Below are 18,754 nucleotides of genomic sequence, written 5' to 3' on the forward strand. Positions count from 1 at the left end.
AAAAAGTCCGCTATATGCGGACTTTTTTGTATCAAGATTTAATCATCAAGGAGAAATGGATCGTCCCATATTTCTTCTAAAAAGGCTAAAAATTCCTCTCTCTCGTCGCCTTTAAAGCCTGATACATCAAAGCCGGACGAACTAGAAAATCGCACTCTTATATTCACATCTGAAAACTTTTCGGCAATCCGATCCGGAAGTCGTTGAGTAAGCTTCTCTATTGTTTTTTCTTGCTCGGCAAGTCTTTTTTTATCGTGCTCTTTAACAAAGCGTATATCAAGTGTTTTCATAATATTCTCACCATATTAACTGGTTTTAAATACAGTATAATGAGTGAGAATTTTGATGTCAATAAAATGGTGTAATAATTTACAGTGTTTTTTAATAAAATAGCTTTTATTCTTTAAGCATTAGCCAAAATAACCGCTCGCTTCGGTGCCAGGTAGCCTTCAATGGTTTTACTATGATCGTTAGGATCTAAGAAATCCACTAAACTCTCATTTTCCAACCAATCGGTTTTTCGTTGCTCTTCAAGGGTAGTAATGGCTTCATCAACACAACGTACATTCTTAAAGCCTACTTTTTCCAACCAATTAATCAGAGCTGGTACAGAAGGAATGAAATAGACGTTTTTCATTTTTGCATAACGGTCAGCTGGCACTAAAACATCATTCACATCACCGTCAATCACTAAGGTTTCCAATACTAATTCTCCGCCTTTTACAAGCTGAGCTTTGAGCTGAGAAAGGTGGTCGAGTGGTGATTTACGATGATAAAGTACGCCCATAGAAAAGACGGTATCAAAAGCGGCAAGTGGTTGCATTTGTTCGATACCGAGCGGAATGAGATTTGCTCGTCTATCATTGCCGAGTAGTTTTCTTACCGCTTCAAATTGACAGAGGAAAAGTTCGGTTGGGTCAATGCCTACCACCATTTTTGCCCCTTCGCCCACCATTCGCCACATATGATAACCGCTGCCACAACCAACGTCTAAAATCGTTCTTCCTTCAAGTGGAGCAAGGTGAGGTAATACACGATCCCATTTGAAATCGGAACGCCATTCAGTGTCAATATGGATACCGTGCAAGTGGTACGGACCTTTACGCCAAGGCATCAGCTGTTTTAAGTGATGGGTAATTTGCTTGATTTCGCCCTCAGATAACGGCTGGGTTGGAATGGATTCCACCTTATCTTTTAGGTTGATACAAGCGGTTGAATTTGGTAAAAAATCTGCAACTTTTGCCCATTTTGCATAATCAGCGTGGGTGGTTTTTTCCCATTGTTTTAATTGCAAGGGTAAGGTTTCAAGCCAAGCAGATAGGGAAGTCGTTGCAATTTGTTGATAAAAAGGACGGAAGTTGATCATTGGAATTAAACTTGTTGTTAGAAAAATCCCTCTTTCCTTTTAATGGGAAAGAGGGGGGATAAATTATCTTGCAATCGGATTTACTTTCGCTTTTTGCACTTTGCGGTAAGCATTGAGTAATTTCTGATGAGCGATCATATTTTCTAGCGTTTCATCAGAAGCGGTTAAACCGTTAAACGGATTACCACCTTGCACGGCATTCCAGGCAAATTCTACCGCCTCAACACCATACATTTTCTCGAATACGGAACGGTATTGAGCCGGCTCACGATTTTCATCAAGGAATAACTCAATGGTGCTGATTAAGCAGCGGTAGTAATTGTTGCGTTCTGCGGTGAACACGCTGGCGTTCATATTTGCTGTCCAGTTTGCCCAATCCAACGCTTGCTCTAAGTTGCCGAGAGCCAAGTGAAGCATTGATTTCAGCTCGCCGATACGCAAGGTTTGCATTGCTGAACCTTTTTCTGCAACCACACCGATAAACTCACGCACACGGGTTAAATCATCAATGCTTTGTTCGTCTAACTCATCCAGTAATTCTTGATAAGTTTCGGCATCGTGATGGAAATGTGGCAAATCTAACAAGATTTCACGCCAATCCATACCCATATTGTTGTTAGCGTAAATTAAGTCATCGCTTGGGTAAATATTCGACATTCCCGGAGCTAAGATACGACAAGCGTATACGCCTAAATGCTCGTAATCCATAATATAAACAGGCTGATTATGCTTATTGAAAATCGAGATCATATTATTGAATTCTTGCTCGGTAGTGCCTGAGAAATCCCAATGCACAAACGGATAATCTGCATCACGTTTGAAAAGATCCCACGAAATTAGACCGCTTGAATCAATAAAATGGGTTTCCATATTAGCGTGATCTGCCACATCATCATTATTGAAAGATGGTGGAGCAAACACATCTAAATCTTTTAAGCTACGACCTTGTAGAAGCTCGGTTACGGTACGCTCAAAGGCAACTTGGAAATTCGGATGAGCTCCGAAAGAAGCAAAACAAGTGCCGTTTTGTGGATTGAGTAAAATCACACAAATCACTGGGAATTCACCGCCTAATGAAGCATCATAACAAAGGATCGGGAAGCCTTCTTGCTCTAGTTTTTCGATAGAAGCTTTGATTGTCGAGTAACCATCAATTACCGATTGTGGAATTTCAGGCAAGCTGATTGCTTCGGTAATGATACGATGTTTTACGAAACGCTCGAATACTTCTGATAAACCTTGTACACGGGCTTCGTTTTTTGTGTTACCTGCCGACATACCGTTTGACACAAATAAGTTGCCGATAATGCTTTGCGGAATATAAACCGTTTGATTATCCGATTGGCGAACATAAGGCAATGTTACGATACCACGATCGTAATTTCCTGATTGCAAATCAACCAATAATTCCGGCGTAAGTTCGCCATTCGGGTCGAAATATTCCCAAAGGAAATCGTCCATCATTTCCGGTGGCGGCACATCTTCATCTTCAATTGGGAACCATTTTTCAGTTGGATAGTGTACAAAATCACTATTCGCAATTTCTTGACCTAAATAGAAATCCGCCCAGAAATAGTTAGTGGATAAACGCTCAAAATATTCGCCTAACGCAGAAGCCAACGCCGCTTTTTTACTTGCCCCTTTACCATTTGAGAAACATTGCGGACAGTCCGCATCACGAATATGCACCGACCACACATTCGGAACAGGGTTTAACCAAGACGCTTCTTCAATGTTAAAACCAAGCGTTTTTAATTTATGTTGAAAGGTAGAAATACTGTCTTCAAGTGCAGCATCTTTACCGGTAATAAAAGTTTGTTCAGTCATCATTTTTCTCTTGTTAAAAATTTGTGGTAGAAAATAGCAAAATTTAGGAAAAATTGCAAAAAAACTCATAAAAATAACCGCTTGTAGAGTATTTACTTTTTCGAGTAAGTAAGAAATTGAGTGATTTAATTTTTTTCTTAAAAGCAAAGTGATACACTTATTACAATTTAATTTTATAGCTAGAGATAAACGATGAGTGGAACAGAATTATTAGTCAATGTAACCCCGAGTGAGACAAGGGTAGCATTGGTTGAAAACGGCTTACTAAAAGAACTCCACATTGAACGTGAGGCAAAACGTGGCATTGTGGGAAATATTTACAAAGGGCGTGTAACTCGAGTATTGCCTGGAATGCAATCTGCTTTTGTGGATATTGGTTTAGAAAAAGCGGCTTTTTTGCACGCTTCAGATATTGTTTCTCACACGGAATGTGTTGATGAAAATGAGAAAAAGCAATTTTTGGTAAAAGATATTGCTGAGTTGGTTCGTGAAGGACAAGATATTGTTGTTCAAGTCGTTAAAGATCCGATTGGTACCAAAGGAGCGAGACTGACTACGGATATTACTTTGCCTTCTCGCTATTTAGTTTTTATGCCTGAAAATAGCCACGTTGGGGTTTCACAACGTATTGAAAGTGAGGCAGAACGTGAGCGTTTAAAAGCATTGGTTGAGCCTTATTGCGATGAATTAGGCGGATTTATTGTTCGTACAGCAGCGGAAGAAGCAAGCGAAGAAAGTTTAAAGCAAGATGTGGCATTTCTAAAACGCTTATGGCGTAAAGTGTTGGAACGTAAGACGAAGTATCCTGCTAAATCAATGCTTTATGGTGAGTTGGCGTTGGCTCAACGTGTATTGAGAGATTTTATCGGTACGCATATTAACGCAGTTTGGATCGATTCCAAAATTACCTGCGAGCAAGTTAAAGAGTTTTTAACCGAGTTTATGCCGGAACTGACGAATTCTGTGAGTTTATACACCGGAGCAAAAACCTTATTTGATGCTTATGGTGTAGAAGAGTCTATTCAGAAAGCACTTAATAAACGGGTAAACCTAAAATCAGGCGGTTATCTGATTATTGAACAAACAGAGGCGATGACAACGATTGACATCAATACAGGAGCGTTTGTCGGACATAGAAATCTCGCTCACACCATTTTCAATACGAATATTGAAGCCACGCAGGCAATTGCACATCAGCTCCAGTTACGCAATTTAGGTGGTATTATCATTATTGATTTTATTGATATGCAAGAGGAAGAACATCGCAATTTGGTGTTGCAGTCGTTACAAGATGCATTAAAAGGTGATAGAGTAAAAACCAATGTTAATGGTTTTACCCAGCTTGGTTTGGTTGAAATGACGCGTAAACGTACGCGTGAAAGTTTAGAACGCATTCTTTGCTGTGATTGCCCAGAGTGTCAAGGACGAGGTACGGTGAAAACAGTTGAAACAGTTTGTTATGAAATTATGCGTGAAATTGTGCGAGTTCATCATTTATTCAAAGCAGAAAAAATGCACGTTTATGCCTCTAAAGAGGTGGCGGATTACTTAATTAATGAAGAAAGCCACGCACTATTAGCGGAATTGCAAGCCTTTATCGGATCAAAAATTGAGATAAAAGTTGAGCCGTATTATCATCAAGAACAGTTTGATGTTGTCGTGATGTGATTGATTAGAGGATTTAAGCTATTTAGCCTTAATCCTCTTTTTTTGCAAAATTTATCGAAAATATGACCGCTTGTTTCCTACCAAAATTGCCTAAAATAACGTATAATCGCTCAGTTTTATTTATCCAAATTTTGAAATCTAAGGTAATTCAATGTCTGAAGTAGAAAATCAAGAATTAGATCTTAATGGGGAAATGTTAGCCCGCCGTGAAAAATTGACTAAAATTCGTGAGCAGGGTAATGCTTTCCCAAATACTTTCCGCCGTGATGCGTTAGCAAAAGATTTACATAGTCAATATGATGAAGTAGAAGGCGAAGCATTAAAAGAACAAAATATTCAAGTGAAAGTTGCCGGTCGTATTATGCTAAAACGTGTAATGGGAAAGGCGTCTTTCTTTACTATTCAAGATGTGAGTGGAGCAATTCAGCTTTATGTTGCTCGTGATAACTTGGCTGAAAGCATTTACGAAGAAAAAGTCAGCCTTTGGGACTTAGGCGATATTATTGGTGTTGAAGGAACGCTATTTAAAACTAAAACAGGTGAATTAACCGTTCGTTGTTCAGAAGTACAACTTTTAACCAAAGCATTACGTCCGTTACCGGATAAACATCACGGTTTAACGGATTTAGAAACTCGCTATCGTCAGCGTTATTTGGATTTAATTTCTAACGAAGAATCACGCCGTACCTTTATGATTCGTTCACAGGTAGTTTCGGGCATTCGTAAATTCTTTTTAGATAGAGATTTTATTGAAGTTGAAACGCCAATGTTACAAGTGATCCCGGGCGGTGCAGCAGCAAAACCGTTTGTAACGCACCACAATGCGTTAGATGTGGATATGTATTTGCGTATCGCCCCTGAGCTGTATTTAAAACGCTTAGTAGTGGGTGGTTTTGAGCGAGTATTTGAATTAAACCGTAACTTCCGTAACGAGGGGGTTTCTGTTCGCCACAATCCTGAATTTACAATGATTGAATATTACCAAGCCTATGCGGACTACCACGATTTAATGGACAACACTGAAGAATTATTACGCAAATTGGCGTTAGATATTTTAGGTACAACCGATGTACCTTACGGTGAATATGTGTTCGATTTCGGCAAACCGTTTGAGCGTATCACAATGCACGATGCGATTGTGAAATATGGCAATGGCATTAAGCGTGAAGATTTAGATAGCTTTGAAAAATCAGTTGAAATTGCAAAAGGTTTAGGTATTGAAATTCAAAAATCCTGGGGCTTAGGTTCTGTTGTGAATGCAATTTTTGAAGAAGTAGCAGAGCACCAGTTAATTCAGCCGACTTTCTTAATGGCTCACCCAGCGGAAATTTCGCCACTTGCTCGTCGTAATGATGAAAACCCTGAAGTAACGGATCGTTTTGAATTATTTATTGGTGGTCGTGAAATCGGTAACGGTTTCTCAGAATTAAATGATGCGGAAGACCAAGCTGAGCGTTTTGATGCTCAAGTAGCTGCAAAAGATGCAGGCGATGATGAAGCAATGTTTAAAGATGAAGACTTTATCGTGGCGTTAGAACACGGCTTGCCACCAACAGCGGGCGAAGGCTTAGGTATTGACCGTTTAGCAATGATTTTTGCTAACGCTCCATCAATCCGCGATGTGATCTTATTCCCTGCAATGCGTCAGAAATAATAAAAGGCATAGTAGACAAAATAGTTGCTAAAAAGTGGCTTAAAGCCTTATAGTACAAGGCTTTAAGCCCTATTTTTGAAAAATGAATAAAAAACTGCCCATTTTGCCAAAGTACGAATATCAAGAAGCACGGTAAGCAAAATAATATTCAACGCCATTATTGCAATCAATGTAATAAAACCTTTACCTTTCAAAAGAAATTAAACGCTATTCAAATTTGGTCTGATTACACGACAGGAAAACAGACTTATCCGCAACTTGCTGAAAAATATCATTGTTCGGTGAGAACTATTCAACGATATATTGAAAAAGCCCCTAAAAGCCAGGCAAATATAATAGAAGGAAAATATCTGAATATTATTATGGATACCACTTTCTTTGGTCGAGAATTTGGTGTATTGGTTTTAATCAATAGTCTGAAAAAGAAGGTAATCTATCATCGTTTTGTAAAAACAGAAAAAGATGTTTATTACCAGTTAGCTCTCAATCAGTTGAGGGAAAAAAGACTATATCATTCAATCAGTTACCTGCGATGGACGAAGAGGATTATTAAAAGATTTACTCAATACCCCGACACAAATGTGCCAGTTTCATATGATTGCGATAGTGATGCGTAAATTAGGCAGAAAACACCAATCTCAAGCCGGAAAGGAATTAAAAATTCTTGTTAAGACTTTAACAAAGAGTACGAAAAATATATTTTATAGGGAACTACACAATTGGTATTTAAAACATCAGGACTTTTTAAATGAACGTTCAGATATAGCGAATGAGAGAGGTTATTTCCCTTATAAACATCGAAATATAAGGGGAGCTTATGCCAGTTTAAAGCGATATCACGATTATTTATTTACTTTCGAGAAATACCCTGAGCTAAATATTGAAAGAACCACAAATAGAGCGGAAAGTCTTTTTAAAGACTTAAAGCAGAAGTTAAATAATCACAATGGATTAACAAAAAAGCATAAGTTGATGTTTATAAAGGATTTTTTGAATAAAAAAAGCTACTAACCTAATTAAAAAAATAAGGTTAGCAACTATTTTGTCTACTATGCCAAAAAACAAGCGGTCTAATTTGCAAAAAAACTTACAAATTAGACCGCTTACATTAGGATTAGCCTAAAATTTTGCGTAAGGCAGAGCCAATTTCAGCAAGGCTTCTTACCGTTGTTACACCTGCATCTTCGAGGGCTTTGAATTTCTCATCAGCAGTGCCTTTACCACCACTGATAATTGCACCTGCGTGTCCCATTCGTTTGCCTTTTGGTGCGGTTACACCTGCAATGTAGCTAACCACCGGTTTCGTTACATTTTCTTTGATAAAGGCAGCAGCTTCTTCTTCTGCTGAACCGCCGATTTCGCCAATCATCACAATAGCTTCGGTTTCAGGATCGTCTTGGAAGAGTTTTAGAATATCGATGAAGTTTGAACCCGGAATTGGGTCGCCACCGATCCCTACACAAGTAGATTGTCCAAAGCCTTCATCTGTTGTTTGTTTAACGGCTTCATAAGTTAATGTACCTGAACGTGAAACAATACCAATATTGCCTTTTTTGTGAATATTGCCCGGCATAATGCCGATTTTACATTCCTCTGGGGTAATCACACCCGGACAGTTAGGACCGATCATTCGCACGCCTGTTTGGTTTAAACGTTGTTTCACTTGAAGCATATCAAGTGTTGGAATGCCTTCAGTAATACAAACGATCAGCTGAATACCTGCATCAATGGCTTCTAAAATGGCATCTTTACAGCCCGGAGCGGGAACGTAAATGACGGTTGCGGTTGCACCAGTTGCTTCTACCGCTTCACGCACGGTATTAAAAACCGGTAAGTCTAAATGGGTTGTACCACCTTTATTAGGTGAAACACCTCCAACTAATTGTGTTCCATAAGCTAGAGCTTGTTCGCTATGGAATGTGCCTTGTCCGCCGGTAAAACCTTGGCAAATTACTTTTGTGTTTTTATCAATTAAAATCGACATTTTTCCTCCTAATTTGCAGATTTTACCGCTAATTCAGCCGCTTCTTTCAGTGATGATGCCGCTAAAATACTCAGTCCACTATTTGCTAGAATTTCACGACCTTGTGCCGCATTTGTGCCTTCTAAACGGACGATAACAGGCACGTTCACGCCCACTTCGTTTACTGCCGCAATTACACCGTCAGCAATTAAATCACAACGTACGATACCGCCGAAAATATTAACCAGAACCGCTTTTACATTTGGGTCTGATAAAATCAGCTTGAATGCCGCTGCAACACGCTCTTTGGTTGCACCACCGCCTACGTCTAGGAAGTTAGCCGGTTTGCCACCGTAGAGTTTGACGATATCCATCGTTCCCATTGCAAGACCTGCACCGTTTACCATACAACCGATGTTACCGTCTAAAGCAACATAGTTTAAGCTCCATTTTTCTGCTTCGGCTTCACGTTCGTCATCTTGCGAGAGATCTTGTAGTTCTTTAAGATCCGGCTGGCGGTAGAGAGCATTGCTATCGATAGACATTTTGGCATCTAGGCAGAGCAGTTTTCCTTCTTTGGTAACAACAAGCGGATTGACTTCCAATAAGGCTAAATCTTTCTCTACGAATAACTTCGCTAGTTTTACAAAAATATCCGCAAATTGTTTGACTTCATCACCTTTTAATCCCAATTTAAAAGCTAACTCACGCCCTTGATAGCCCTGACCACCCGTGAGAGGATCAATTGTTGCCTTATGGATTAATTCAGGTGTTTTTTCAGCCACTTCTTCAATGTTCATACCACCTGCACTTGATGCCATAAATACCACTTTTTGTGCAGAGCGATCCACCACTGCACCTAAGTATAATTCACGGTCGATATTGCAGGTTTCTTCCACATAAATAGTATTAACCGGTTGCCCGCTAGCATCTGTTTGGAAGGTAACTAAGCGTTTACCTAGCCATTGTTCAGCAAAGGCTTTGGCATCATCAGTATTACTCACTAGTTTTACACCACCGGCTTTGCCCCGACCACCTGCGTGAACTTGGCATTTTACAGCCCATTTTTCACCTTTTAGTTGTGAGATTGCCTCTGCGGTTTCATTTACAGAAAAGCAAGCAATCCCTTCGCTGACAGGCAGCCCATATTGTTTGAATATTTGTTTGGCTTGGTATTCGTGTAGATTCATAGAGTTTCCTCGTTGGTTTTTATGCTACTTTTCTTTACTTGTGTGAATTTAAATAACTAAAATTTGTAAAAAATAAGTAAAAATAGACCGCTTGTAGTCTTGCAAGCGGTCAAATTTCAGATTAAATTTCCAAAAGCAGACGAGTTGGGTCTTCTAATAACTCTTTTACAGCCACTAAGAAACCAACAGACTCTTTGCCGTCAATTAAACGGTGGTCGTAGCTTAAGGCTAAGTACATCATCGGGCGGATTACCACTTGTCCGTCAATCGCCACAGGGCGATCTTTGATTGCGTGCATACCTAAAATGGCACTTTGTGGTGGATTGATAATTGGGGTAGACATTAATGAACCGAACACACCACCGTTAGTGATAGTGAAGTTACCGCCGGTTAAGTCTTCAACCGTTAATTTGCCATCACGCCCTTTTTCCGCAAGCTCTTTTATTTTCTTCTCAATCTCCGCCATACTCATTTTGTCGCAATCACGTAACACTGGCGTTACTAAGCCGCGAGGGGTAGAGACCGCAATACTCACATCGAAATAGTTGTGGTAAACCACATCGTCGCCATCAATAGACGCATTGATTTCAGGATAACGTTTAAGTGCTTCAACCACTGCTTTAATGTAGAATGACATAAAACCTAAGCGTACGCCGTGTTGTTTTTCAAACTTCTCGCCGTAAGTTTTACGTAGATTCATAATCGGCTGCATATCCAGTTCGTTGAATGTGGTGAGCATTGCCGTTGTATTTTTTGCTTCAAGTAAACGTTCTGCAATACGTTTGCGTAAACGAGTCATTGGGACACGTTTTTCGCTCCGGCTACTAAATGCAACGGAGCTTACGGTGTTTTGATTTGTTGCGGATTCTTTTACTTGATTTTGTTGAACTCGTTTTGCGATCTCTTTTTCGATATCTTCACGGGTAATTCTGCCTCCTACACCGCTGCCTTGAATATCAGCCGCTTGTAAATCGTGTTCGGCTAATAAACGGCGAATGGCAGGACCTTGATCGTCTGCGTTAGCGTGGCTGTTTTCAATCGCAGCGTGTTTGCGATCTGACGGAGTGGATTCTGTTTTTTGCTCAATAGTGGCAGAGCTGATATCGCCAGCTTGTGCCGTATCTAATTTACCTAAAACTTGTTTTGACACAACCGTTGCACCTTCCTCTTGTGTAATTTCAACAAGCACACCATCACTTGTAGCAGGCACTTCTAAAACAACTTTGTCGGTTTCAATTTCGACGAGAATTTCATCACGCTTTACACGATCACCCACTTTTTTGTGCCAAGTTGCAACGCTTGCATCAGCTACTGATTCAGGAAGGTCTGGAGTTAAAATTTCAATTGCCATTTCATTATCCTTTTCTTTTAATAAAGGTGTATTTTTACACCTTATACTTAAATTGGTAAATTTTTGTTGAAAATGAACCGCTTGCAGGGCGTATTAGCTACGCCCATCTTTTTAAGCAATCGTTAAAGCATCTTCAACAAGTTGTTTTTGTTGTTTTGCGTGTAGTGATGGGTAGCCAACTGCCGGCGAAGCGGAGGCGGCTCTACCTGCATAAGTTAATTTTGCCCCTTCCGGAATAGAAGCTTCAAAGTTGTGCTTACTGCAATACCAGGCTCCTTGATTTAATGGCTCTTCTTGACACCATACAAAGTCAGTAACGTGGGCGTAAGGTTCAAGAATTTGTTTCATTTCCTCAAGTGGGAATGGGTAGAGTTGTTCAATACGAATAATCGCAACATCTGTTTGGTTATTCTCACGGCGTTTTTCAATCAAGTCGTAGTAAACTTTACCTGAACACATTACCACACGTTTCACTTGTTTCGGATCGATATTATCAATTTCGCCAATCACATTTTTGAATGAACCATTAATGATTTCATCAAGTGTTGAAACCGCAAGAGGGTGGCGTAGTAATGATTTTGGCGTAATCGCAACTAATGGACGACGCATTTTGCGAATTGCTTGGCGACGTAACATATGGTAAACCTGAGCCGGTGTTGATGGCACACAAACTTGGATATTTTGTTGTGCACAAAGTTGTAAATAACGCTCAACACGAGCAGATGAGTGTTCCGGACCTTGACCTTCATAACCGTGAGGAAGAAGCATTACTAAACCACACATTCTGCCCCATTTTTGTTCGCCAGAGCTGATGAATTGGTCAATTACAATTTGTGCCCCGTTGGCGAAATCACCAAATTGAGCTTCCCAAATGGTTAAGGTTTTCGGATCGGTTGTCGCAAAGCCATATTCAAAGGCGAGAACCGCTTCTTCTGAAAGTACGGAATCCCATACTTGGAAACGACCTTGATTTGCGTGTAACTGTGTTAATGGAACATAGCCTGTACCATCATTTTGGTTATGAATAACGGCGTGGCGATGGAAGAATGTACCACGACCGGCATCTTCACCTGATAAACGAACGTGTGTGCCTTCATCAAGCAAGGTTGCATACGCCATTGTTTCTGCCATTCCCCAGTCGAATAATTTCTTGCCTTCGTACATCTCTTTACGATCAGCGTAGATTTTCTCAACACGAGAGTGAGCTTTCAATGATTCCGGATATTCACAAACACGCTTAGCAATAGTTAAGAAGCGATCTTCCGGGAATTTGCTCTCATAAGGTGCAGTCCAGTCATAATTGAGATATTGCAACCAATCAACAGCTGCCATATCTAATTTACGCCATTCAGGTACAACACGCTCACCATTATCTAACGCATCACGATAAAGATTTAGCATTTCAATTTCTTGGTCGCTGGTTAATACCCCTTCTTCAATTAAGCGGTCAGCATAAACTTTACGTGGTGTAGGGTGTTTTTTGATGATGCTATACATCATTGGCTGGGTTGCTAATGGTTCATCGGCTTCGTTATGACCGTGGCGACGATAAGAGATTAAATCAATGAAAATATCACGTTTAAATTTAGTGCGATATTCCACTGCCATTCTTGCTGCAAAAGCAACCGCTTCCGGGTCATCACCGTTTACGTGAATAATCGGTGCTTGGATCATTTTCGCAATATCGGTACAGAACTCGGTTGAGCGAGTGTCGTTCGGGTTAGAGGTGGTAAAACCGATCTGGTTATTAATCACAATACGGATTGTTCCTCCCACTTTATAACCACGGGCATTTGCCATATTTAAGGTTTCTTGCACCACACCTTGACCGGCAACGGCAGAGTCGCCGTGAACAGTTACCGCTAATACTTTTTCGTGTTCGGTATCACGCATACGTTCTTGTCTTGCACGAACAGATCCAATCACCACAGGGCTTACGATCTCCAAATGCGATGGGTTGAATGCTAAAGTGAGGTGAACGTTTTTATCATCTACCGCAAAGTTAGATGAGAAACCTTGATGGTATTTCACATCACCTGTACGGCTTTCATCAGCGTGTTTACCTGCAAATTCATCAAATAATTCCGCAGGGCGTTTACCGAATACGTTCACTAACATATTTAAACGACCACGGTGTGCCATACCTAATACGACATCTGTCATTCCTTGACGGGAAGCGTGGCGAATAATTTCTTTCATCATCGGAATGAACGCATCACTTCCTTCTAAAGAGAAGCGTTTTGCACCCGGGAATTTTGCTCCCAAATAACGTTCTAAACCATCAGCAGCCGTTAATTCAGTGAGTAAATTGAGTTTTTCTTCTTTGGTGAAAAGAGGTTTATTTAACACACTTTCCATTTTAGCTTGTAACCAGTTACGCTGTTCAATATCTTGAACGTGCATAAATTCTAAGCCGATAGGACCTAAATAAGTTTCTTTTAATGCCTCGTTGAGTTCGCTGAGCTTCATTGTTTCTTTATTATAAACATAACGACCAACGGCAAATGTTTCGTTTAGATCTTCATCGGTAAAACCGTGATATTTATAATCTAGCTCAGGCACGCTGGAGGTTTTCCAGCGGTAATAGTTAATAGGGTCAAGTTTTGCTTCTAAATAGCCTCTGAAACGATGTGCGTTAATCCATTGAAGTAAACGAACTTGCTTTGCTCCTGCTTCTGGATCAACAACAGTTACGGATTGTGGTTGTTGTTCGCGGGCTAACTTACGGAAATACTCACGTACTTTTGAATGGGGTTGTTCAATATGAGAGGTTTTAGGGAATGAATCAAAAATGCTTCTCCAGCTTTCATCAACGCTTGCCGGATTTTCTAAATACTGTTCATAAATTTCTTCGACATAAGATTGGTTTGAACCGCCGAAAGGGGATGACGCAATCCAATCATCAAAATGTTTATATTGCATAAAGACCTGACCTATTTATGGTGTTGAAACATAATCTTATTATACTTCAAATAAAGTAAAGAAAATGTGATATAAGTCTGATTTTTACATAATTGTTTACTTACAAGCGGTTATTTTTAGCAAAATTTTTACAAATTCTAAACAATGCAAGGAAATTTTAGTGGTTGCACTCACATTTTTCTAAACAAACATCACCGTGTAGATTGTGATGGTGATTATGGCGGTGTGAATAGAACGCTACATTACGAGCAAATTGGTCTCCAAAGAAGTGAATAAAACTAGGATCATTCGTAATCACTTCTGGCGTACCGGCACAGCAGATATGTTTGTTTACACAAAGCACCTCATCAGTATTTGCCATTACAATGTTTAAGTCGTGCGAAACCATTAAAATAGCACAGTTCAACCAAGAGCGAGTTTGATTTAATAGTTGATACAGTTCGGTTTGCCCTGTAATATCTACCCCCTGCATTGGCTCATCTAATACTAATAGCTGTGGTTTATCTAAGATAGCTCGAGCGAGTAAAACACGTTGAAGTTCTCCACCGGACAGCTTTTGCATACTATTGTGTGCCAGATGGCGAATAGCAAAGAGAGATAATGCTTCCTCAATCATTGCTTTATTAGTATGGGGTTTGAGCCCGAGAAAATGCGTAACTGTTATTGGCATAGAAGGGTCTAAATGTAGCTTTTGCGGGACATAGCCAATTTTTAGCCCTTTTTGGTGAATAATTTGTCCTTTAGTTGGCGTAATTAATTTTAGCAACACTTTCAATAATGTGGATTTACCCCCACCATTTGGACCTACTATGGTTGTAATAGAGTTAGGATAAATTGATAGATTAATGTTTTGTAACGCTTTTTGACCATTAAAGATTACTTCAATATCTTTTAGCGAGACTAAAGGTTGAGTTTTTTTTATCAACGTAAATTGCGTTGTCGTTGGATTAGGGGCTAGTTGGTTAATTTTCATTACTACAAAAAATTTGAGAGTATTGAAATAAAATTAGCGGATTTTTTATCTTCTGACAATAGAATAAATGAATTTTTTCTTGGTAAAATAGTCTATCAAGAGATTATGTAAATTTTAGTAAATAAATTAAAGAAAAATAGCAGGATATAATTTGCAGCACGTAATTTTAGCAAGAGATCGTAAACGGCATAAGAAACACTTGAAAATAGTGATTTTTTTATTGGCTGTTTTTAGTTTACTTGTCGGTATTGTTCTCGCATTAAAAGAACAATCTTCAATAAGTATGATGGCTACACGAGAAAATGTAGTTGTTTTAGATAAGCAAGATGAAGAATATCAAAATACTTCAAGTGGTAAAGTTGAGTTACAAGCAGATAACATTGAGAAAAATACGGGTTTTATTGAGTATATTACAGATTTAATTACTCAATCCTCTCTTTCTATAGAAAACGAAGAAATTGTTTTTGAAGATCAAACCGCGACATCTTATGAAGATGATTTAACTAATGAAGACGATGAAGTTGAAGAACCTATTGATACGGCAGATAATGTCAATACAGAAGAGCAACTTCCGGCAGAAGCAGAGAAAGTGTTGGAGGATATTCTTGATGTAGCAGATCAAGCATTACGAATTCAAGATCAATTTAGTTATACGGTTGCAAGAGGAGATAAACTAAGAGACGTATTGGAGCAATCAGGTTTAAGTGCTTCAGTTGCCTCTAATTTAGTTAAACAACATTCATCATTAGCACAATTAGAAGCCGGACAGCAATTTTATTGGGTGCTAGATAATGAAGGTGAGTTAGAATATTTAAACTGGTTAGTTTCTGAGAAAGAAGAACGTGTTTATGAACGCCAAGCCAATGGTAAATTTACCTACCAAAAATTTGAGAAAAAAGGAGAATGGAAGTTAGACGTTGTGCGAGGTACGATTCAGAACAGCTTTGCTACGAGTTTAAAAGCGGTTGGACTATCTGATCGCCAAATCAACCAATTAGCGGTAGGATTACAATCGCAAATTGCGACGAATAAGCTGAAAAAAGGTGATAAATTTGCCATTTTAATTAAGCGTGAATATATAAATGGCAAAGTAACAGATTTAGGAAATGTGGAAGGTATTCACGTTATTAGCAGTAAAAAAAGCTATTACGCTATTCAAGCAGATAATGGGCGATATTATAGCAGACACGGTGAAACATTAAGTGGTGGCTTTGCTCGACATCCATTATTGTATGCTGTAAGGGTAACATCTTCTTTTAACCCTAAACGTAAACACCCAATTACAGGTCGGATTAGCCCACATAAAGGTGTGGATTACGGATTGCCAATTGGCACGCCAATCATTGCACCGAGTGATGGTGTGGTTGAACACGTTGCTTATCAAGCTCGTGGAGCAGGGCGTTACATCAAAATCAAACACGGGCATATTACCACCGTATATATGCACTTAAGCAAGACGTTAGTCAAACCCGGACAAAGTGTGAAAAAGGGAGAGCGTATTGCACTATCAGGCAATACAGGTGGTTCAACCGGTCCACATTTACACTATGAATTTCATATTAACGGACGACCGGTTAATCCAATTACGGTCAAATTACCGGGTTCAAGTTCGGGTATGAATAATAAAGAACGCCAAACATTCTTAAATAAAGCGAAGAGTGTGGAAGCAAAATTAAAAATGTAAGGAATCCAATGAAAACAAATATTATTGCGTTAAGTTTGATCGGTTTGTCAACCTTTACCTTTGCATCTGATGCAAAACTGAAGAATCAGCTTGAAAAAATTGGGGCAACAGAGGTTAAAATTTCTGAATCGCCATTATCAGGTTTTAAAATGGCAGCCTCAAATGAAGGTATTGTCTATATCAGTGAAGATGGACGATATATCATTCAAGGCAAAATTTTTGAGCTAAAAAACGGCAAAGCAGTCGATATAACCAATCAAGGTTTAATGGCAGAGTTAAATTCTTATGCGAATGAAATGATTATTTATCCTGCCAAAAATGAAAAGCACGTTGTAACGGTTTTTATGGATATTACTTGCCATTATTGCCATCTGTTACATCAAAAGATTAAAGAATATAATGATTTAGGTATTACCATTCGTTATTTGGCGTTTCCCCGTGGTGGTATGAATACACAAACCGCAAAACAAATGGAAGCGATTTGGACTGCTCAAGATAAAATGAAAGCCTTAAATGATGCGGAAAATGGCAAGTTACCAACCCAGTTAAAAATGCCTGAGATTGTGAAAAAACACTACCAACTAGGCGTTAAGTTTGGCGTAACAGGCACGCCTAATATTGTTACCTCAGAAGGCGAATTAATCGGTGGTTATGTTGAGCCGAGAGAGCTTGCCAAAATGCTCACAGAATAATGGTATAAAAACATAAGCGGTCTGATTTTGTAAAAACTTTACTAAATTAGACCGCTTGTCGCTTAAATGTTATTGAGCTTCTACTTTTGCTTCCAATACACCTTTCCAGCTATTTTTTTCCGTTGTATGATCCTCATACTCTAGTGTTCCAGCCAAAACTTCACCATTTTTACCGTAAATACCACCGTCAAAGGTTGCGTTTGGAGTTTTGTTATCATAAATTCGCCCAAAGATTTCGCCGTTTTCCGCTACTTTTACTCCGTTTTGGCGATAGTTCTCTTTTAACTCCCAAAATTCGTTATTTTGCCCAATTAGATTCAAAAACAGGCGTTTTTCTTTATCACTGTAATTCCCGCTCACCCTACCTGTTAATGCAGTAACTGCTCGGTTATCATAGACATAGTAGAACGAACCTTCGTAACGAAGGTCATTATTCGGACGTATCATTTGTGTTTTATCCATTTCTAATATTGGAAGGCTATAGTGTGTTACACTTTCCTCGCCTGGATTATTGATGTTTGGCTCAATATGACTGAATGATGTATAGCCGAAATAGCCCAACAATCGCCCTGAATTATCTAATAGTGCTTTCACTTCTTGATCTTCGCTAAATGCCATTTTTTCGTATAAAGGCATCACTTGAATATTCTTGTTTTCATCATCAAATTTCAGTGAAATCCATTTTTTTGATGATGTGAATTTGCCACCATCGCGGTTGAATGAATCAAAAATCGCCGTATTTGTTAGGGGATTATCTATTTTATTGTTAAGTTCTTCTGACGTTTTAGCTTTTGGCTGTTCAGCTTCTGGTTGTTCTGCTTTTGGCTGTTCAGCTTTTGGTTGTTCAGCTTCTGGTTGTTCAGCTTTTGGTTGTTCAGTTTTTGGTTGTTCAGCTTTTGGTTGTTCAGCTTTTGGTTGTTCAGCTTTTGGTTGTTTAGCTTTTGGTTGTTCAGCTTTTGGTTGTTCAGCTTTTGGTTGTTCAGCTTTTGGTTGTTCAGCTTTTGGTTGTTCAGCTTTTGGTTGTTCAGCTTTTGGTTGTTCAGCTTTTGGTTGTTCAGCTTTTGGTTGTTCAGCTTTTGGTTGTTCAGCTTTTGGTTGTTCAGCTTTTGGTTGTTCAGCTTTTGGTTGTTCGGCTTTTGGTTGTTCAGATTTCTGATCTGATTTTAGATTAGGCATTGGCTTAGCTTCATCTGCCTGAACTTTGTTATGAGATGTCATTAAAGCAGATTTTTCACCTTCAGGTTGACGACGTATGTCTGTTTTTGGGGAGGTCGCAACATCGTGAGTTTTCGATGTATTGTTACTTTGTAAGAGATTCTCTTGTTGAGTGCTACTAGAACCACCACTGCTACCGCAAGCGGTTAAAATCATTGTAGATAAAAGTGTTAGGGTAAATTTATTTAACATCTTATAGTTAGTACCTATTTAAATGGGTTGTATAAAAAACAATCGAAGTAAATCATA

General features: G+C 39.1%; 15 protein-coding genes. 6 read left to right on the top strand and 9 right to left on the bottom strand.

The features are described from left to right. Positions 1 to 38 precede the first annotated feature (38 nt). The 3 genes from X781_RS05245 to ycaO form a co-directional block, all read right to left on the bottom strand. Entirely contained in the window at positions 39 to 290 is a 252-nt protein-coding gene (locus tag X781_RS05245) for a DinI-like family protein (protein ID WP_025235845.1), read from the bottom strand. A gap of 113 nt (positions 291 to 403) precedes the next feature. Next, entirely contained in the window at positions 404 to 1,366 is a 963-nt protein-coding gene (cmoB, locus tag X781_RS05250; RefSeq protein ID WP_025235846.1) for a tRNA 5-methoxyuridine(34)/uridine 5-oxyacetic acid(34) synthase CmoB, read from the bottom strand. Between the two features lie 63 nt (positions 1,367 to 1,429). Continuing rightward, complete coding sequence (gene ycaO, locus X781_RS05255; RefSeq protein ID WP_025235847.1) at positions 1,430 to 3,193, bottom strand: 30S ribosomal protein S12 methylthiotransferase accessory factor YcaO; 1,764 nt, start codon at positions 3,191 to 3,193, stop codon at positions 1,430 to 1,432. A gap of 192 nt (positions 3,194 to 3,385) precedes the next feature. On the opposite strand from ycaO, the gene rng reads away from it, so the two are divergent. The 4 genes from rng to X781_RS05270 all read left to right on the top strand — a co-directional run bounded on the left by rng (position 3,386) and on the right by X781_RS05270 (position 7,526). Further along, the gene (gene rng / locus X781_RS05260; RefSeq protein WP_025235848.1) at positions 3,386 to 4,861 is read left to right on the top strand and encodes a ribonuclease G; all 1,476 of its coding nucleotides are present in this window, start codon (positions 3,386 to 3,388) and stop codon (positions 4,859 to 4,861) included. Positions 4,862 to 5,012: 151 nt separating this feature from the next. Next, positions 5,013 to 6,515: a lysine--tRNA ligase gene (gene lysS / locus X781_RS05265; protein ID WP_025235849.1), complete on the top strand. Its 1,503-nt coding sequence runs from the start codon at positions 5,013 to 5,015 to the stop codon at positions 6,513 to 6,515. 281 nt (positions 6,516 to 6,796) lie between these two features. Then, on the top strand, positions 6,797 to 7,132 hold the full coding sequence (locus X781_RS12650) for a hypothetical protein (RefSeq protein WP_442914785.1): 336 nt from the start codon (positions 6,797 to 6,799) through the stop codon (positions 7,130 to 7,132). Further along, positions 7,029 to 7,526: an IS256 family transposase, variant Zn-binding type gene (locus X781_RS05270; protein ID WP_442914789.1), complete on the top strand. Its 498-nt coding sequence runs from the start codon at positions 7,029 to 7,031 to the stop codon at positions 7,524 to 7,526. Before X781_RS12650 ends, X781_RS05270 begins: the two co-directional genes overlap by 104 nt. Positions 7,527 to 7,629: 103 nt before the next feature. Here X781_RS05270 and sucD read toward each other — a convergent pair whose 3' ends face one another. The 5 genes from sucD to znuC all read right to left on the bottom strand — a co-directional run bounded on the left by sucD (position 7,630) and on the right by znuC (position 14,914). Beyond that, positions 7,630 to 8,499, bottom strand: a complete 870-nt coding sequence (gene sucD, locus X781_RS05275) for a succinate--CoA ligase subunit alpha (protein WP_025235850.1) — start codon at positions 8,497 to 8,499, stop codon at positions 7,630 to 7,632. A gap of 8 nt (positions 8,500 to 8,507) precedes the next feature. Then, positions 8,508 to 9,668: an ADP-forming succinate--CoA ligase subunit beta gene (gene sucC / locus X781_RS05280; protein WP_025235851.1), complete on the bottom strand. Its 1,161-nt coding sequence runs from the start codon at positions 9,666 to 9,668 to the stop codon at positions 8,508 to 8,510. Positions 9,669 to 9,789: 121 nt separating this feature from the next. After that, entirely contained in the window at positions 9,790 to 11,019 is a 1,230-nt protein-coding gene (gene odhB / locus X781_RS05285) for a 2-oxoglutarate dehydrogenase complex dihydrolipoyllysine-residue succinyltransferase (RefSeq protein ID WP_025235852.1), read from the bottom strand. Between the two features lie 111 nt (positions 11,020 to 11,130). After that, positions 11,131 to 13,941, bottom strand: coding sequence for a 2-oxoglutarate dehydrogenase E1 component (sucA, locus tag X781_RS05290; protein WP_025235853.1), 2,811 nt, complete (start codon positions 13,939 to 13,941; stop codon positions 11,131 to 11,133). Between the two features lie 157 nt (positions 13,942 to 14,098). Beyond that, positions 14,099 to 14,914, bottom strand: a complete 816-nt coding sequence (znuC, locus tag X781_RS05295; RefSeq protein WP_025235854.1) for a zinc ABC transporter ATP-binding protein ZnuC — start codon at positions 14,912 to 14,914, stop codon at positions 14,099 to 14,101. 151 nt (positions 14,915 to 15,065) lie between these two features. On the opposite strand from znuC, the gene mepM reads away from it, so the two are divergent. Together mepM and dsbC are read left to right on the top strand one after the other, a co-directional pair. Beyond that, complete coding sequence (mepM, locus tag X781_RS05300; protein WP_081732101.1) at positions 15,066 to 16,598, top strand: murein DD-endopeptidase MepM; 1,533 nt, start codon at positions 15,066 to 15,068, stop codon at positions 16,596 to 16,598. An 8-nt stretch (positions 16,599 to 16,606) separates the two neighbouring features. Further along, entirely contained in the window at positions 16,607 to 17,290 is a 684-nt protein-coding gene (dsbC, locus tag X781_RS05305) for a bifunctional protein-disulfide isomerase/oxidoreductase DsbC (protein WP_025235856.1), read from the top strand. Positions 17,291 to 17,359: 69 nt separating this feature from the next. Here dsbC and X781_RS12320 read toward each other — a convergent pair whose 3' ends face one another. Continuing rightward, complete coding sequence (locus tag X781_RS12320) at positions 17,360 to 18,697, bottom strand: hypothetical protein (RefSeq protein WP_025235857.1); 1,338 nt, start codon at positions 18,695 to 18,697, stop codon at positions 17,360 to 17,362. Positions 18,698 to 18,754 lie beyond the last annotated feature (57 nt).

The organism is Mannheimia sp. USDA-ARS-USMARC-1261 (assembly GCF_000521605.1).
Classification (GTDB): domain Bacteria; phylum Pseudomonadota; class Gammaproteobacteria; order Enterobacterales; family Pasteurellaceae; genus Mannheimia; species Mannheimia indoligenes.

Bases quoted from the DNA above. Each gene is read 5' to 3' on its own strand.
- X781_RS05245 (WP_025235845.1), bottom strand. From the start codon at position 290: ATGAAAACACTTGATATACGCTTTGTTAAAGAGCACGATAAAAAAAGA.
- cmoB (WP_025235846.1), bottom strand. From the start codon at position 1,366: ATGATCAACTTCCGTCCTTTTTATCAACAAATTGCAACGACTTCCCTA.
- ycaO (WP_025235847.1), bottom strand. From the start codon at position 3,193: ATGACTGAACAAACTTTTATTACCGGTAAAGATGCTGCACTTGAAGAC.
- rng (WP_025235848.1), top strand. From the start codon at position 3,386: ATGAGTGGAACAGAATTATTAGTCAATGTAACCCCGAGTGAGACAAGG.
- lysS (WP_025235849.1), top strand. From the start codon at position 5,013: ATGTCTGAAGTAGAAAATCAAGAATTAGATCTTAATGGGGAAATGTTA.
- sucD (WP_025235850.1), bottom strand. From the start codon at position 8,499: ATGTCGATTTTAATTGATAAAAACACAAAAGTAATTTGCCAAGGTTTT.
- sucC (WP_025235851.1), bottom strand. From the start codon at position 9,668: ATGAATCTACACGAATACCAAGCCAAACAAATATTCAAACAATATGGG.
- odhB (WP_025235852.1), bottom strand. From the start codon at position 11,019: ATGGCAATTGAAATTTTAACTCCAGACCTTCCTGAATCAGTAGCTGAT.
- sucA (WP_025235853.1), bottom strand. From the start codon at position 13,941: ATGCAATATAAACATTTTGATGATTGGATTGCGTCATCCCCTTTCGGC.
- znuC (WP_025235854.1), bottom strand. From the start codon at position 14,914: ATGAAAATTAACCAACTAGCCCCTAATCCAACGACAACGCAATTTACG.
- dsbC (WP_025235856.1), top strand. From the start codon at position 16,607: ATGAAAACAAATATTATTGCGTTAAGTTTGATCGGTTTGTCAACCTTT.
- X781_RS12320 (WP_025235857.1), bottom strand. From the start codon at position 18,697: ATGTTAAATAAATTTACCCTAACACTTTTATCTACAATGATTTTAACC.